The following is a 15,578-nucleotide window of genomic DNA, read 5'->3' as shown; positions in this document are numbered from 1 at the left end:
CGCGCGCGCGAAGGCTCATGCGTGATCGTCGACCTCGGCATGGCCGGCGATGCGCAATATGTCCGGGAACTCTGCGCGCATGGCCCGCTCCGTCTCGTCGACCGCCGCATGAACGGCCTCGACCGGGAGCCGAGGGTCGACGTAGCAATGATAATTGACCACCAGCCCCTCGGCCGTCTCGCGCACGCGAACGTCGTGGATGTCGGTCAATGTTCCAAAGCGCGCGGCGTGGCGCGCGAGCGCTTCTTCGAGGCGCTCGCGCGTCTGCGGCTCGGCGTCTCGTCCAAGAAGCGGATGCGGCTCCAGCGGCTCCATATGAGTCTCGATTTCGACGGCCGGGCCGAACTCCTCGAGAATCGCCTGCTCGAGGCTCGTCGCGATCGCATGGGCGCGGCCCTGCGGCATCGCCCCTTCCAATTCGAGATCGAGGGTGATCGAGAGCCGCTCGCCGATCTGCTGCGCAATGATGTGATGCACCTGGAGGCGACGCCGCGCGGCCACGAGCAGGATGCGCTCGAGCACCGTCTCGTCGTCGAGCGCGATCGGATGGGCGGCCAGCGTGATCTGCGCGCCGGGAAACTCCCGCATGATCGCCGCGGCCGCATCGTCCTTGATGCGGGCCGCGCGCTCCAGCGGCAGCGTGCGCGAGACGCCGATCACCGCCTCGCCCATCACCTTCGGCCCGGCCATGCGCAGGCGCAGGCGCTCGACGGCGATGACGCCCGGCGTCGCCCGCAGGATCGCGTCGATGCGCGGAACGATCTCCTGCGGCGCCGCGTCGAGCAGAGAGGCGACGGTGCGCCGGCCGAGGCGCCAGCCCGCGACGGCGATAAAGGCCGCGACGCCGAAGGCGGCGAGCGCGTCGCCCTGCGGAAAGCCGGCGCGCGTCGCCAGAAGGCCGACGACGACCAGGGCGGAAGAGACGAGGTCGCTGGCGAAATGCAGCGCGTCGGCAGCCAGCGCGTCGCTCTGCGTCTCTCTGGCGACGGCGTCGAGCTGGCGCGAGCGAAAGAAATCGACGACGATCGATGCGCCGAGCGCCGCGAAGGCCGGCCAGCCGGCGTCGATGGCGACCTCGCCGCCCTGAAGGCGCTGCGCGGCCTGGACGGCGACGATCAGCGCCAGGCCGAACAACAGGCCGGTCTCGATCAGCGCCGCGAGCGACTCCACCTTGGCATGGCCGTAGTGATGCTTTTCGTCCGCCGGCTTCTCGGCCTGGCGCACGGCGTAATAAGTGAGGATGGTGGCGGCGACGTCGGCGGCCGAATGGCCGGCCTCGGAGATCAGCGCCAGCGAGCCCGACCAGATTCCGGCGGCGAGCTTGGCGATGGTGAGCGCCGCGCTGGCGGCGATCGACGCCTTGGCGGCGGCGGCCTTGCGCGCGGCGACATCATGTCGAGGGAGGGCAGTGTCCGGCATGAATCTCTGCTCCGCAAGAAGCGTGCGCGAGCTCGAACGATTTAGCAAGCCGGCGCGCATTCGGCAACGTGATATCCCGGCTCTGACCGATTTGCAGCATGCGCCGGCGCGGCGACGGAAGAAGCGCGCCGAGTTCGGACGCGCCGACACGCGAGGTCGCGGCTCGACTTTTCACGTCGACGCCCTATGCTCCCCCCTCGAAAAAATGCTCGGCGAGGCGTTTTCAGTGCTTTTTACCTTCTGGACCGGACACGAGACGCATCAGCCGGAATCCGTGCCGGCCTGGCGCCGGTCATATCCGAGCTTCGCCTGCTTCGGCGACGCCGATGTCCTGCCGCTGTTCGACAGCGACGCGCAGCGCGAGATTTATGAGAAAATTCGTATTCCCGCGTGCAAATCCGATGTCGCGCGACTGGCCTTGCTTCGCCATTACGGCGGATTATACGTCGATGCGCATACCGGGCCGTCCTCCAGCGAGCGGCTGGCCGAAACTCTGGCCGATCTCGCTCGCTACGATCTGATCTTGTTCCGCAAGGGCTGGAGCCCCGGATTCAATTTCATGAATGGCGTCCTGGCGGCGCGCCGCCGGCTTCCAATTTTCGATCGAATGCTGGAAAGGGCGTTCGACAATCTCGTCGCGCACAAGCGTCGGGAGGAGGCGACGAAGGAACATGTCGCCTACAACATATTCGATTTGACGGGAACGCGCGTGATGGTCGAACTCATGTTCGACAAAGTGCATGGGAAATGGGAGATGAAGGCCGAGTTCCGCGAAAGCGTCGGCTTTCACGTCATGGATACGGACGCGAGCCCTGGCTTTCACATCTATAAATTTCTCTATCGCGGGCCGGGATCGCATTGGAGCGAACGCCAGCAGAGCGAGCGTCTGTTCGAAGCTTGACCGACCCGGACGCCGTCGGAACGAGCGCGGGCCGGCGAGAGCCGCCGGCCCTTCGACGATTTTGAAAAGCCGACGCCTTACGCCTGCGGCGCGCCGAGAGATCCGATTTCCACCTTGACGCCCGGCCCCTGGGTGGAGCTCAGCGCCACGCGCTGAATATAGGTGCCCTTGGCGCCGGCGGGCTTCGCCTTGGCGACGGCGTCGACGAAGGCGCGGATGTTCTCGACGAGCTTGCCCTCTTCGAAGGAGGCCTTGCCCACTGTGCCCTGCACGATGCCGGCCTTCTCGACGCGGAACTCCACGGCGCCGCCCTTGGAGGCCTTCACTGCGCCGGCGACGTCCATCGTCACCGTGCCGACCTTCGGGTTCGGCATCAGGCCGCGCGGGCCGAGCACCTTGCCGAGACGGCCGACCAGCGGCATCAGCTCCGGAGTGGCGATGCAGCGATCGAACTCGATCGTGCCGCCCTGGACGATGGTGACGAGATCCTCGGCGCCGACGATGTCCGCGCCCGCGGCCTTGGCCTCGTCGGCCTTGAGACCGCGCGCGAAGACAGCGACGCGCAGCGTGCGGCCGGTGCCGTTCGGCAGATTGACGACGCCGCGAACCATCTGGTCCGCATGCTTGGGGTCGACGCCGAGATTCATGGCGATCTCGACCGATTCGTCGAATTTGGCGCTCGCATTGGCGCGAACGAGCTTGATGGCCTCGTCGACGGCGTAGAGCTTGGTGCGCTCGACGGCCTGGCGGGCCTTGGCGATGCGTTTTCCGATATGCGCCATGATCTCACTCCACCACTTCGAGGCCGATGGAACGGGCGGAGCCCTCGATCATCGCCGCGGCCGAATCGACCGACGTCGTGTTGAGGTCGGCCATCTTCTTCTGGGCGATCTCGCGGATCTGCGCGCGTGTCACCTTGCCGACGAAGTTGCGGCCCGTCGTCTTGGAGCCCGATTTGACGCCCGCCGCCTGCTTGAGGAAGTAGGACACCGGCGGCTGCTTCAGCTCGAAGGTGAAGGAGCGATCCTGATAGGCGGTGATGATGACGGGGATCGGCGTCCCCTTCTCCATCTGGCCCGTCTTGGCGTTGAACGCCTTGCAGAATTCCATGATGTTGAGGCCGCGCTGACCGAGCGCGGGACCGATCGGCGGCGACGGATTCGCCGCGCCGGCCGGCACCTGCAGCTTGATGTAGCCGGCGATTTTCTTCGCCATGTCTCATCTCCAACGTTGAGCGAGCCCGATGACGCTCGCGCGTCCGGGCCGCCGATTGCAGCTCGTGGTCCGACGCGATCTCCCTTTGGCGAAAGGGCGCGCCCGCCACGTTCTCTCCTCCCCGCAGCGGGGGAGTTCTTCCCTCTCCCGCAAGCGGGAGAGGGATATCTCAAACCTTCTCCACCCGCGCGAACTCCAGCTCCACCGGAGTCGGGCGGCCGAAGATCGACACGGCCACCTTGAGGCGGGAGCGGGCGTCGTCGACCTCCTCCACCACGCCGTTGAAAGAGGCGAAGGGGCCGTCGGCGACGCGCACAGTCTCGCCGACCTCGAAGGTGACAGTGGGCTTCGGGCGCTCGACGCCCTCGGCCACCTGGCCCTTGATGCGCAGCGCCTCGGCGTCGCTGATCGGCATCGGCTTATTGTCCGCGCCGAGGAAGCCCGTGACCTTGGGCGTGTTCTTGATGAGCGAGAACACCGAATCGGTGAGGTCGCATTTCACCAGCACATAGCCCGGGAAGAACTTGCGCTCCGAGCTGACCTTGCGGCCGCGGCGCACCTCGACGACCTGCTCGGTCGGCACGAGGATCTCCTCGAACTTGTCCGAGAGACTGCGCTGCGCGGCGCCTTCCCGAATGGATTCGGCGACCTTCTTCTCGAAGTTCGAATAGGCGTGGACGATGTACCAGCGCATGCTCATGACGGCGCGACGGCTCCGAATCTTGTCTGGCCCTGCCGATCAGGGCGCGCGGGCGCGCAGCGCTCCGCGAAAAGCAGCGATTACTGACCCACCCGCAGCAAGAGCCCGACGGCGACGTGCAGCGTCTTGTCGACGAGCACGAAGAACAGGCTCGCAAACAGCACCATCAGGACCACCAGCCCGGTGGTGATCAGGGTCTCGCGGCGCGTCGGCCACACGACCTTGCTCGCTTCCGAACGCACATCCTGCAGGAATTGAAACGGATTGGCCATTTGCTCACCGAGTTGGTTCGCGAAGCTCGAGGCGTCGCGACCGCATCTTACGCGAGGAGCGCCGCGGCGGAGCGAAGCGCGCCACAAAACGATCGCGGCGCGGGACCGACAGGCCACGCGCCACGCGACCGCAGCTTATATTCCACCCGAGGCCGCGCGCCAAGTAAAATTTCGACAGCGAAATTTCGACGGCGAAATGTCCGCGTGAAAATCGTCAGATCGCCGGCGAGCCGGCGTGCTTGGCGAACCAGGCGCGGGCCTCCTCGCGCGTGCGCTCCAATTCGCCGAGCGCGGAGTCGAGCTTGGCCTCATACTCCTCGAAGCTGCCGCTCGGATCGAACACATCCGCCGCGAGCGAATAGGGCGTCGCGATCTTGAGCTCGGCGCGCGGGCCCTCTTCCGTCTCGACCGCCGCGAAATAGAATTTCGTCATTGCCGCCCCTCCTCGTCGAAGTCGCCGCCCATTCGAGATAGGACGGCCAGAGCCTGCGCCAATGCGACGAATTCGCCGATGTCGATCTCCTCGGCCCGCCGCGTCTCCTCTATGCCGGCGTCGGCGAGCAGGCGCGCGACGTCGAGCCCCGGAAAGGGGAGCGCTTTCAGGCTCTGGCGCAGCATCTTGCGGCGCTGGCCGAAGGCGGCCTTGGTCACCTGCGACAAAAGGCGCGCCGCGCAGGGCGCCGGCGAGGCGTTGGGAACGAGCTCCACCACCGAGGAGACGACCTTGGGCGGCGGCGTGAAGGCCGAAGGCGAGAGGTCGAACAGGATGCGGGCGCGCGTGCGCCAGCCGCACAGCACGGCGAGCCGTCCGTAATCGGCGCGCTGCGCCGGCGTCGCCACGATGCGCAACGCCACCTCGCGCTGGAACATCAGCACATAGCGGTCGAAGGCCGAGGGCCAGGGCTCGGCCTCGATCCAGCGGGCGAGCAGCTCGGTCGCTATATTATAGGGAAGATTGGCGCAGATGCGCGCCGGCCCGCCGAGGCCGTGCTCGCGCATGAGCGCCGCGGGGTCGGCGGCGAGCGCGTCGCCCTCGACGACGACGAGCCGGCCCGGATAGCGCGCCTCGATCTCGCGCAGCGCCGGAATGCAGCGCGCATCGCGCTCCACCGCGATCACCCGGCCGGCGCCCTCCGCCAGCAGCGCGCGGGTGAGGCCGCCCGGCCCCGGGCCGATCTCGATAATGGTCGCGCCGTCGAGCGGGCCGGCGGCGCGGGCGATGCGGGCGGTGAGATTGAGATCGAACAGGAAATTCTGGCCGAGCGCCTTGCTGGCCATGAGGCCATGTTTGGCGACGACCTCCCGCAGCGGCGGCAGATCGTCGATCATCGCGCCGTCATGCGGTCGGCGAGGCGGATCGCCTCGATGAGGCTCGCCGCGTCGGCGATCCCCTTGCCGGCGATGTCGAAGGCCGTGCCGTGATCGGGCGAGGTGCGCACAAACGGCAGGCCCAGCGTGACATTCACGCCGCGATCGAAGGCGAGCGTCTTGATCGGAATCAGCGCCTGATCATGCGTCGGGCAGATGGCGACGTCATAGCGGGCGCGGGCGGCGGCGTGGAACATCGTATCGGCCGGATGCGGCCCGCTGGCGTCGATCCCGCGCGCGCGCAGCTCGGCGACAGCCGGGGCGATGACCTCGATCTCCTCCCGCCCCATGCTGCCGCTCTCGCCGGCGTGCGGATTGAGTCCGGCGAAGGCGAGGCGCGGCGACGCTACGCCGAAGCGCGCCTCGAGATCGGCGGCGACGATCGCGCCGGTCTCGACCAGCAGCTCGCGCGTCAGCAGGCGCGGAACATCGGCGAGCGCCACATGAATGGTCGCGGGAACCACGGCCAGCTCCTCCGCCCACAGCATCATCACCGGGCGGAAGGGACGGCCGAAGCGCCGTTCGGCCAGTGCCGCCAGAAATTCGGTATGTCCGGGATGAGCGAAGCCGGCGGCGTAGAGCACATTTTTGGCGATCGGATTGGTGACGAGCGCGCGCGCCTCGCCCTTCGTCACCAAGTCCACGGCGCGCTCGATCGACGCAATGGTCGAAGCCGCGTCCTCCGGCGCCGGCGCGCCGGGGACGCCGCGAACCGCGCGCCCGAGCGGCGCCACCGGCAGCGCCTGCGGAAAGATCGCAGCGGCCTCGGACGGCGCCGCCTCGCGCAGCGGAACCTCGAGGCCGAGCGCGGCTGCGGCGCCGGCGAGGTGATCCGGATCGGCGAGGACGAAGAAGGGCGGAAGCCCGCGCTCGTCGCGCGCGCGCCACGCCTTCAGCGCCAGCTCCGGGCCGATGCCGGAGGGATCGCCCTGGGTGAGGGCGAGAGGGGGCCGGGCGGCCAGAGCGTCCTCCATGGCGTCAGCGGGCGAGCGCGATCAAGGATGCATGAATTTCGACAGCGCCAGCACGGCGCCGAGAACGACGAGCGTCTGGAAGCCGACTGTTCCGAACATCCATTTGACGAGTTCCGCCTTGCTCGCTTCGATTTTCGCCTCGAGGCCCAGCTTGTTCTCTCTCGACTCGGAACGAACCTCTGCGATTTTGGTCTCGAGCTCCGAGCGCACGGCGGTGATTTCGGAACGCAGGGCCGTGAATTCGGCTTTGAGGTCCGAACGAAGAGCGGCGAACTCGGCCTTGAGCTCCGTCTTGGTGGCCAGCTCCTGGCTCGTCGCTTCCGCAAAAGCTTCGGCCGCGGCGGACGCCTGAGACTGAGTGAAGCCGCCAGCCTCGAGCCTCTTGACGAATTTCAATGTGTCGAAGGCGACGGCCGCGCTCATTTTCGATCCTTATCGGGAACCTCTTCGAATATGGCCCGGCTTCGCCGTCCCGTCCAGAGACGTTCCGCTCGGGCCGCGCCGACATGAGCGGCTCGGCGGTCCCTGCGCGCTCTCTATCGAATTCCCGAAGAATTTCCATCTCCCTTTCCTCTTTTGCGGATTCCCTCTAAACAGCCGGGCCATGATCTGGCTCGTCTTCGCTCTTCTGACCGGCGCCGCAGTGATGAGCGTGCTGTGGCCGCTCGCGCGCCGCGGCGAGGCCGCCGATCCGGCGGCGACCGACATCGCCTTCTTCGAGGAGCAGATCGCCGAGATCGATCGCGAGAGCGCCGAAGGACGCCTCTCGCGGGAGGATGGCGAAATCGCCCGCGCCGAAGCCGCGCGCCGCCTGCTGCGCGCCCGCGCGGCGCGCGCCGGCGAAGCGAAGCCGTCGCGGCGCAACGCCGTCGCCGCCGCCGCCTTCGCCATTCTCGTCGTTCCGGCGCTGGCCCTGCTCGTCTATTCGCGCCTCGGCCATTCCAACCTGCCGGATCTGCCATTGCAGGCGCGGCTCGAAGCCGCGCCTGCCCACAGCGATCTCGCCAGCGCCGTCGCGCGCATCGAGGCGCATCTCGCCGAGCACCCGGAGGATGGGCGCGGCTATGAGGTGGTGGCGCCCTTCTATCTGCGCAACGGCCGCGCCGCCGACGCCGTCGACGCCTATCAGAAGGCGCTGCGCCTGCTGGGGCCGACGCCGCAGCGCCACGCCTCGCTCGGCGAGGCGCGCGTGATGGCCGAGAAGGGCCGCGTGAGCGAGGAGGCGCAGCGCGATTTCGAGGCGGCGCTGGCGCTCGATCCGAAATCCGCCATCTCCCGCTATTACATCGGCCTCGCCGCGGCGCAGAACGGCGAGCGCGACAAGGCCATCGACCTCTGGTCGAAGCTGCTCGGCGACTCGGCCCCGGACGCGCCCTGGCGCGAGCGCGTCACCGCTCTGCTCGCGCAATTGCGCGGGGCGCCGGCGAGCGAAGACGGCGCGAAGATCGCCGCCATGCCGCAAGGCGCGCAGCTGCAGGCGATCCGCTCGATGGTCGAGCGGCTGCGGGGCCGGCTGGAGCAGAATGGCGAGGATGTCGAGGGCTGGCTGAAGCTCATTCGCGCCTATAGCGTGCTCGACGAGGCGGCGCAGGCGAAGACGGCGCTCGACGGCGCGCGCAAGGCGCTGGCGAACGACAGGGACGGCCTCGCTCGCGTCGACGCGCTGGCGCGCGAGCTGGGCGTCGGAGGATGACGAGATGACGCGCAAGGGCAAGAGGCTGGTTCTGATCGGCGGCGCGCTCGCCGCGCTCGCGCTCGCCGTCGGCCTCGTGCTGTTCGCGCTGCGCGACAATATCGTGTTCTTCTATACGCCCTCCGAGCTCGCGCAAAAGCAGCTCGCGCCGGGCGCGCGGCTGCGCATCGGCGGTCTGGTGAAAGAAGGCGCCGTCACGCGCGGCGACGGCCGCAATGTCGCATTCGTCGTCACCGACAGGACGAGCGACCTTCGCGTCGCCTACACGGGTCTGTTGCCCGACCTCTTCCGCGAAGGACAAGGCGTCGTCGTCGACGGGACGCTCGCGCCGGACGGCGTGTTCCGCGCCGACAGCGTGCTCGCCAAGCACGACGAGCGCTACATGCCGCGCGACGTGGCCGACGCGCTGAAGAAGCAGGGCGTGTGGAAGGGCGACGGGACGGAGGCGAAGCAATGATCGTCGAGACCGGACATTTCGCGCTCGTCCTCGCTCTCGCTCTGGCGATCGCGCAGGCGATCCTTCCCTTCGCCGGCGCGCGCCTGCGCGACGCCTCCTTGATGAGCGTCGCGCGTCCGACGGCGCTCGCGCAGTTCGGCCTCGTCGCCCTTGCTTACGGCGCGCTGACTTACGCGCATGTCGTCTCGGATTTCTCGCTCGTCAATGTGATCGAGAATTCGCATTCCTTAAAGCCGATGGTCTACAAGGTCTCGGGCGTCTGGGGGAATCACGAGGGCTCCATGCTCCTCTGGGTCCTCGTGCTCTCCTTCTTCGGCGCGCTGACCGCCGTATTCTCCGGCGCCATGCCGGACCGCCTGCGCGCCGACACGCTCGCCGTGCAGGGACTCATCGGCGCGGCTTTCGTCGCCTTCATTCTCTTCACCTCCAATCCTTTCGCGCGCGTCGCCGATCCGCCCTGGCAGGGGCGCGACCTCAACCCGATTCTGCAGGACCCCGGCCTCGCGATCCATCCGCCGCTGCTCTATCTCGGCTATGTCGGCTTCTCGATCGTGTTCTCCTTTGCCGCCGCGGCGCTGATCGGCGGACGCATCGACGCCGCCTGGGCGCGCTTCGTGCGGCCGTGGACGCTCGCCGCCTGGATCTTCCTGACGCTCGGCATCGCAATGGGCTCGTACTGGGCCTATTACACCCTCGGCTGGGGCGGCTTCTGGTTCTGGGACCCGGTCGAGAACGCCTCGCTGATGCCCTGGCTCGCCGGCACGGCGCTGCTGCACAGCGCGGCGGTGATGGAGAAGCGCGAGGCGCTGAAGGTCTGGACCATCTTCCTCTCCATTCTCGCCTTCTCGCTGTCGCTGCTCGGCACCTTCCTGGTGCGCTCGGGCGTGCTCACCTCGGTGCACGCCTTCGCCAGCGATCCCGCGCGCGGCGTCTTCATTCTCGCCATTCTCACCGTCTTCATCGGCGGCGCTCTGGCCTTGTTCGCGCTGCGCGCGAGCGCTCTGCCGACCGGCGGCCTGTTCGCGCCGATTTCGCGCGAAGGCGCGCTCGTCGTCAACAATCTGCTGCTGACGGTCTGCTGCGCGACGGTCGTCATCGGCACGCTCTATCCGCTCGCGCTCGAAGCGCTGACCGGCGAGAAGATTTCGGTCGGCGCGCCCTTTTTCGACACGGTGCTGATTCCGATCGCTCTGCCGCTGATTTTCTCGATGCCGATCGGCCAATTGCTCGCGTGGAAGCGCGGCGATCTCCTCGGCGCCTTGCAGCGGCTGCGCGCCGCCTTTGCCGCCGGCGTCGTCGCGATCGCGATTTTCGCCGCGCTGCATGGCGCGCCTTTCCTCTCGGTGATCTGCGCCGGCCTCGCCATCTATCTCGTCGTCGGCGCCTTCAGCGACATTGCGATGCGCGCCGCGCCGCGTGGCGCGCCGCTCCGCTCCATTGTCTCGCGTGCGCGCGGCCTGCCGCTCTCGGCCTGGGGAGCCTCCATCGCACATGCCGGCGTCGGCCTCACGCTGCTCGGCCTCGCGGCGACCGGCTGGGGCGTCGAGCAGATCGTGGCGATGAAGCCGGGCGTCGCCTATGACGTCGGCCCATATCGAATCGCGATCGAGGATGTCGCCTCACGCGCCGGCCCCAATTACGCCGAGACCTATGCCGTGATGGCGGTGCGCGAGGGCGACGCCACGCTCGCCCGCATGGAGCCCGCGAAGCGCTTCTATCAGGCGCGGCGCATGGCGCGCACCGAGGCCGGCATCGTCACGCTCGGCCTCGGCCAGGTCTATGCGGCGCTCGGCGAGCAGCACGAAGATGGAACCATCGACGCGCGGCTCTATTACAAGCCGCTGGTGCTGCTGATCTGGCTCGGCGCGGTCGTCATGGCCTTGGGCGGCGCCTGCTCGCTCGCCGACCGCCGCTTGCGCATCGGCGTCGCCGCGCGCGCGCGCGTCACGACGCACGCACAGGCGGCGGAATGATGGGGCTTTTTCCGAACCTCGCCGCTCTCCCCTTCTCCCACTTGTGGGAGAAGGTGGCCCTCGCGAAGCGAGGGTCGGATGAGGGCGGCTCTGACCCTCACCCGTCTCGACTTCGTCGAGCCACCCTCTCCCGCAAGCGGGAGAGGGGAGCGGCGCTCATTATTTCCGCTCTTCTGTCGAGCTTGGCGCTCTCCCCCGCCCTCGCCGTCGAGCCCGGCGAAAAGCTCGCCGATCCCGCGCTCGAGGCGCGCGCCCGCGCCATCGCCGGCGAATTGCGCTGCCTTGTCTGCCAGAATCAGTCGATCGACGATTCCGACGCGCCGCTCGCCAAGGATCTGCGCCTCATCGTGCGCGAGAAGCTGAAGGGCGGCGCGAGCGACGCCGAGGTGCGCGAGTTCGTCGTCGCCCGCTATGGCGATTTCGTTCTTCTGCGTCCGCCGGTAAAGCCTGAGACTTGGCTGTTGTGGGCCGCTCCGCTCCTCGCCCTCGGCGGCGGCGCCGCGGTGATCTATTTCACCGCGCGGCGTGGGCGCCGCGCGAGCGCCGGCGCGCTGACCGAGGCGGAGCGCGCCCAACTGAACGCCTTGGGCGTTTCCATCGATCCGCAGAAGACAACGGACGATCATTGATCCGCTCGCGAAGGCGCGTAAGCAATATTGCGCATCGCCGCTTCGCTGCGGCGTCGATACATTTCCGCACTCCCCGAAAACCACGAAACTGCTCTCATTGACCGGGCGTAAAAGGCCTCGGTATCATTGATCCGATCGATTTCCTTCTCGCTTGTTCTCGACGCCGGTCGCCGGAAGCGCGCCGTCCTTCCTCTTTGATCGAGGGTCCTTGCCGATGAAAGCCTTTCCCTTCGCAGCGGCGCTCGGTGTCGCTGCGATCGGCGGCCGAGCCGCCGCCGCCGACCTCGCCGCCATCGCGCCGCCGCCGCCGCCTTTCTCCTGGACCGGCGTCTATCTCGGCGCCAACGCCGGCTATATCTGGGGAGCGCGCAACGGAATCGATTCTCGCGGCTTCGCCATGCTCGACAACGCCCCCTTGTTCGGCGCGACCTCCGCGCTCGGCGCGCGCGGCGTCTCCACGCCGAGCTTCAACGGCGCCTTCGGCGGCGGGCAGATCGGCTACAATTACCAACTCGCGCCCCGCTTCGTCGTCGGCGTCGAGGCCGACGCGCAGGGGACCGCAGTCCAAGGCTCCGAGAGTCGCTACGCTGTGCTGACCGTGCCAAATCTCACCCGTTATTCGATCTCGACGGAAACGCAGGTGACGCGCAATCTCGATTATCTCGCCACCGTTCGCGGCCGCTTCGGCTTCGCCGTGCATCCCGAGGCGCTGCTCTATCTGACGGGCGGCCTCGCGTTCGGTCGCGCCTCGCAGACCGTGACGCAGACGCAATACGCCTATTGGACCGGCTCGCCGCTGGTTCCGGCGGGTTCCAATGTCTTCGGCTTCGCTCGCAGCCAGTATGACGACACGCGCGTCGGCTGGGCCGCGGGCGCCGGCGTCGAATGGGCGTTCCGCGGCAATTGGAGCGCCAAGATCGAATATCTCTATTACGATCTCGGCCGCGTGCGCTCCTCGGGTTATCTCTCTTTCAACACCAACGCCATTCCCGGCCCGGGTTCGGGCGGGACCGGGCTCGTCACCATCGATTCCGGCTCGCGCTTCAACGGGCATGTTCTGCGCGCCGGCCTCAACTACCGGCTCGACCTCTTCCATTCGCCGGCCGCTCCGCCGGTCGTCGCGACCTATTGAAGCGGGAGCAATCCGATGGACAGCGACGGCCTGCTCGAGTCTCGCGCTTATTACGAGGCCGATTTCGCGGTGGCGACCTTCTCCGTCGACTGCGGCCTCTACGCCATAGAGAAGGATTGGATCGCGCGCTATTTTCCCGCGCCTCCCGCGCGCGTGCTGGACATCGCCTGCGGCTCCGGCCGCACGACGCGACCGCTCGCCGACGGCGGCTATGATGTCCATGGGCTCGACATCTCCTTCCCCCTGCTCGCCGAGGCGCGCCGCCGGAGTCCGGGCGCCCCTGTCGCGCAGATGAATGCGCAGGCTCTGGGCTTCGCCGATGCGGTCTTCGACGCGGCGCTGTTCAGCGTGCAGGGCCTCGATCATTTGTTTCCGCTCGCGGCGCGCCTCGAAGGTCTGGCCGAGATCTTCCGCGTTCTACGGCCGGGCGGCGTGCTGATCATGAGCACGCATAATCTGATCGGCGAGGCGCTGGCGCCCGTGCTCTGCGAGCGGCCGCGCTTGCGCCATCCGCTGCGGCTTCTCGGCTGGCAGCTCGGCAATCGCCATCTGTCGCAATGGTATGCGCGCTATGTCGACGAGGGCGGCGCCATGCTCGGCTATGCCGCGCCGCCGTCCCACACCAAAGCGCAGCTCGAGCAGACAGGCTTTACAGTGCGCGCCGTCACGGGCGCGAACTGGACCGCGGACTGGGACACGGTCGAAACCCGCAACTCGTTCCTGCGCAGCACTTTCGTCTATTTCGCCGCGCAAAAGCCCGCCGCCGCCTCTTCCTGAAAGCGCGTCGGCTCCCCGACAGGGCTCAGGTCGCGGCCTCCTCCGCCTCCCGCTCCCCCTGGTCGGCGCGACGCAGCGCGCGCTCGGCGGCGTCGGCTTCGCGCTGGCGGCTCCACATCGCCGCATAGGCGCCGCCGCGCGCCAGCAATTGCCGATGCGGGCCGCGCTCGACGATGCGGCCCTGATCGAGGAACAGAATTTCGTCCGCATCCACCACGGTCGACAAGCGATGGGCGATGACGATCGTGGTGCGGCCGCGCGAGACGCGCGTGAGCGCCTCCTGAATCTCGTGCTCGGTGAAGCTGTCCAGCGCCGACGTCGCCTCGTCCAGGATGAGGATCGGCGGTCCCTTCAAAATCGTGCGGGCGATGGCGACGCGCTGCTTCTCGCCGCCCGAGAGCTTCAGCCCGCGCTCGCCGACCTGCGCCTCATAGCCGCCCGGCGCGCGGCGGATGAAATCGTCGATCTGCGCGAGCCGCGCCGCCTCGCGCACCTCCCGCATGCTCGCGTCCCAGCGGCCATAGCGAATATTATAGGCGATGGTGTCGTTGAACAGCACCGTATCCTGCGGCACCATGCCGATGGCGTCGCGCAGGCTGCGCTGCGTGACGGCGGAAATATCCTGCCCATCGATGAGAATGCGGCCCGATTGCGGCTCGTAGAAGCGGAACAAAAGACGCGAGATCGTCGATTTGCCGGCGCCCGAGGGGCCGACGATGGCGATGGTCGCGCCGGGCGGCGCCTCGAAGGAGACGCCGCGCAGGATCGGCCGCTGCGGATCATAGGCGAAAGCGACATTGTCGAAGACGACGCGCCCCGCGCCGACGGACAGATCGCGCGCGTCCGGACGATCGGCGATCTCCGGCTGCTCGGAGAGAATGGCGAACATCGTCTCGATATCGACGATCGCCTGCCGCGTCTCGCGATAGAGCGTCCCCATGAAATTGAGCGGCTGATAGAGCTGGATCATCATCGCGTTGACCAGCACGAAATCGCCGACGCTGTTGCGTCCCGATTTCACGCCATAGGCGCACATGACCATGATGATGGTGAGGCCCGCCGTGTAGATGAGCGCCTGGCCGGCGTTGAGCACGGCGAGCGAGATATAGGATTTGACGCTTGCGCCCTCGTAGAGCGCCATGGATTTGTCATAACGTTCCGCCTCGCGCCGCTCGGCGCCGAAATATTTCACCGTCTCGTAATTGAGCAGGCTGTCGATCGCCTTCACATTGGCGTCGACGTCGCTCTCGTTCATCGCGCGGCGAATGGCGATCCGCCAATTGGTGGCGACGAGCGTGTAGGCGAGAAAGGCGATGATCGTCAGCGTCGCGACGAGAGCATAAGCGAGATCGAACTGCGCGACGAGCACGCCGAGCACCAGAACGAATTCGATGACGGTGGGAACCGCGGTCGACATCACCAGTCGCGTCAGCGTCTCGATCGCGTTGCGGCCACGCTCGAGCACGCGCGTCAACCCCCCGGTCTTGCGCGAGATGTGGAAGCGCAGCGAGAGTTGATGCATATGCACGAAGACGTGGTCGGCGAGCCTGCGCACCGCATGCATCGCCACCGCCGCGAACAGAGCGTCGCGCGCCTGCGTCAGAAACGCATAGAGCGTGCGCAGCACGCCGTAGAGCAGAGTGAAGGCCATGGCGCCGAGCAGCACGGGCGCGGCGTCGTCCAGCGTCAATGAATCGGCCGCCCATTTGAAGGCGAAGGGAACGGCCATGTTCACCAATTTGCCGACGATCAGCAGAATCAGCGCGTAGAAAATGCGCCGCTCCAGATCGCGCCGCCCCTTCGGCCAGATATAGGGCCACAGACCGCGGATCGTCGCGAGCGCGGAAACGTCGCCGAAAGGCTTTTCGATCGCCTCGACCGCCCCATGTACCGAAGCTTCCGCGTCGTCTTGCTCGACCTGTCGCATCACTCGTTCCCGTCCCCTCATGCAGGAGCCGCCTCCATGACGTCCAATGTTCATATAAGAGCTTTGCGGGGAGAACGCACGGTCGCTCCAATAGCGCCGCGCGCAGCGGCGCGCGGCCGGGAGGCGCGCGCGGGCCTTGAC

General features: G+C 67.6%; 17 protein-coding genes. 7 read left to right on the top strand and 10 right to left on the bottom strand.

Features of this window, described 5'->3' with window-relative positions; translation table 11 throughout:
• Positions 1-15: 15 nt before the first annotated feature.
• Positions 16-1,419 carry a cation diffusion facilitator family transporter gene (locus K3F48_RS06265; RefSeq protein WP_222574567.1) on the bottom strand — a complete coding sequence of 468 codons (1,404 nt, stop codon included), beginning with the start codon at positions 1,417-1,419 and terminating at the stop codon, positions 16-18.
• A 226-nt stretch (positions 1,420-1,645) separates the two neighbouring features.
• Here K3F48_RS06265 and K3F48_RS06260 point away from each other — a divergent pair, with 226 nt between their 5' ends.
• Entirely contained in the window at positions 1,646-2,320 is a 675-nt protein-coding gene (locus K3F48_RS06260) for a glycosyltransferase (RefSeq protein WP_222574566.1), read from the top strand.
• Between the two features lie 77 nt (positions 2,321-2,397).
• Here K3F48_RS06260 and rplA read toward each other — a convergent pair whose 3' ends face one another.
• From rplA to K3F48_RS06220, 8 genes are all read right to left on the bottom strand, one after another.
• Positions 2,398-3,102, bottom strand: a complete 705-nt coding sequence (gene rplA, locus K3F48_RS06255) for a 50S ribosomal protein L1 (protein WP_222574565.1) — start codon at positions 3,100-3,102, stop codon at positions 2,398-2,400.
• A gap of 4 nt (positions 3,103-3,106) precedes the next feature.
• Entirely contained in the window at positions 3,107-3,535 is a 429-nt protein-coding gene (gene rplK / locus K3F48_RS06250; protein ID WP_222574564.1) for a 50S ribosomal protein L11, read from the bottom strand.
• Between the two features lie 169 nt (positions 3,536-3,704).
• Positions 3,705-4,235: a transcription termination/antitermination protein NusG gene (nusG, locus tag K3F48_RS06245; protein ID WP_222574563.1), complete on the bottom strand. Its 531-nt coding sequence runs from the start codon at positions 4,233-4,235 to the stop codon at positions 3,705-3,707.
• 80 nt (positions 4,236-4,315) lie between these two features.
• Positions 4,316-4,507 (bottom strand): preprotein translocase subunit SecE, encoded by a 192-nt coding sequence (gene secE, locus K3F48_RS06240; RefSeq protein WP_222574562.1) that lies wholly within the window; start codon positions 4,505-4,507, stop codon positions 4,316-4,318.
• Positions 4,508-4,721: 214 nt separating this feature from the next.
• Positions 4,722-4,940 carry a hypothetical protein gene (locus K3F48_RS06235; protein WP_222574561.1) on the bottom strand — a complete coding sequence of 73 codons (219 nt, stop codon included), beginning with the start codon at positions 4,938-4,940 and terminating at the stop codon, positions 4,722-4,724.
• Positions 4,937-5,836: a 16S rRNA (adenine(1518)-N(6)/adenine(1519)-N(6))-dimethyltransferase RsmA gene (gene rsmA, locus K3F48_RS06230; protein ID WP_222574560.1), complete on the bottom strand. Its 900-nt coding sequence runs from the start codon at positions 5,834-5,836 to the stop codon at positions 4,937-4,939. Before rsmA ends, K3F48_RS06235 begins: the two co-directional genes overlap by 4 nt.
• Positions 5,833-6,849 (bottom strand): 4-hydroxythreonine-4-phosphate dehydrogenase PdxA, encoded by a 1,017-nt coding sequence (pdxA, locus tag K3F48_RS06225; RefSeq protein ID WP_222574559.1) that lies wholly within the window; start codon positions 6,847-6,849, stop codon positions 5,833-5,835. The genes rsmA and pdxA overlap by 4 nt, the downstream gene beginning before the upstream one ends.
• A 21-nt stretch (positions 6,850-6,870) precedes the next feature.
• On the bottom strand, positions 6,871-7,272 hold the full coding sequence (locus tag K3F48_RS06220) for a CCDC90 family protein (RefSeq protein ID WP_222574558.1): 402 nt from the start codon (positions 7,270-7,272) through the stop codon (positions 6,871-6,873).
• Between the two features lie 181 nt (positions 7,273-7,453).
• Here K3F48_RS06220 and ccmI point away from each other — a divergent pair, with 181 nt between their 5' ends.
• The 6 genes from ccmI to K3F48_RS06190 all read left to right on the top strand — a co-directional run bounded on the left by ccmI (position 7,454) and on the right by K3F48_RS06190 (position 13,510).
• Positions 7,454-8,542 (top strand): c-type cytochrome biogenesis protein CcmI, encoded by a 1,089-nt coding sequence (gene ccmI / locus K3F48_RS06215; protein ID WP_222574557.1) that lies wholly within the window; start codon positions 7,454-7,456, stop codon positions 8,540-8,542.
• 4 nt (positions 8,543-8,546) lie between these two features.
• Positions 8,547-8,999 carry a cytochrome c maturation protein CcmE gene (gene ccmE, locus K3F48_RS06210; protein ID WP_222574556.1) on the top strand — a complete coding sequence of 151 codons (453 nt, stop codon included), beginning with the start codon at positions 8,547-8,549 and terminating at the stop codon, positions 8,997-8,999.
• Positions 8,996-10,972, top strand: coding sequence for a heme lyase CcmF/NrfE family subunit (locus K3F48_RS06205; protein WP_222574555.1), 1,977 nt, complete (start codon positions 8,996-8,998; stop codon positions 10,970-10,972). The genes ccmE and K3F48_RS06205 overlap by 4 nt, the downstream gene beginning before the upstream one ends.
• A gap of 182 nt (positions 10,973-11,154) precedes the next feature.
• The gene (locus tag K3F48_RS06200) at positions 11,155-11,601 is read left to right on the top strand and encodes a cytochrome c-type biogenesis protein (protein ID WP_255608405.1); all 447 of its coding nucleotides are present in this window, start codon (positions 11,155-11,157) and stop codon (positions 11,599-11,601) included.
• 214 nt (positions 11,602-11,815) lie between these two features.
• Positions 11,816-12,733, top strand: a complete 918-nt coding sequence (locus K3F48_RS06195) for an outer membrane protein (protein WP_222574554.1) — start codon at positions 11,816-11,818, stop codon at positions 12,731-12,733.
• 15 nt (positions 12,734-12,748) lie between these two features.
• Entirely contained in the window at positions 12,749-13,510 is a 762-nt protein-coding gene (locus K3F48_RS06190) for a methyltransferase domain-containing protein (RefSeq protein ID WP_222574553.1), read from the top strand.
• 25 nt (positions 13,511-13,535) lie between these two features.
• Here K3F48_RS06190 and K3F48_RS06185 read toward each other — a convergent pair whose 3' ends face one another.
• Entirely contained in the window at positions 13,536-15,437 is a 1,902-nt protein-coding gene (locus K3F48_RS06185; RefSeq protein WP_222574552.1) for an ABC transporter ATP-binding protein/permease, read from the bottom strand.
• Between the last annotated feature and the right edge of the window lie 141 nt (positions 15,438-15,578).

Origin of the sequence: Methylosinus sp. Sm6 (genome assembly GCF_019802345.1) — a bacterium.
In the GTDB taxonomy this organism is placed as follows: domain Bacteria; phylum Pseudomonadota; class Alphaproteobacteria; order Rhizobiales; family Beijerinckiaceae; genus Methylosinus.
The sequence above is the reverse complement of the archived record's forward strand: the minus strand, read 5'-3'. Positions and strand labels throughout refer to the sequence as shown.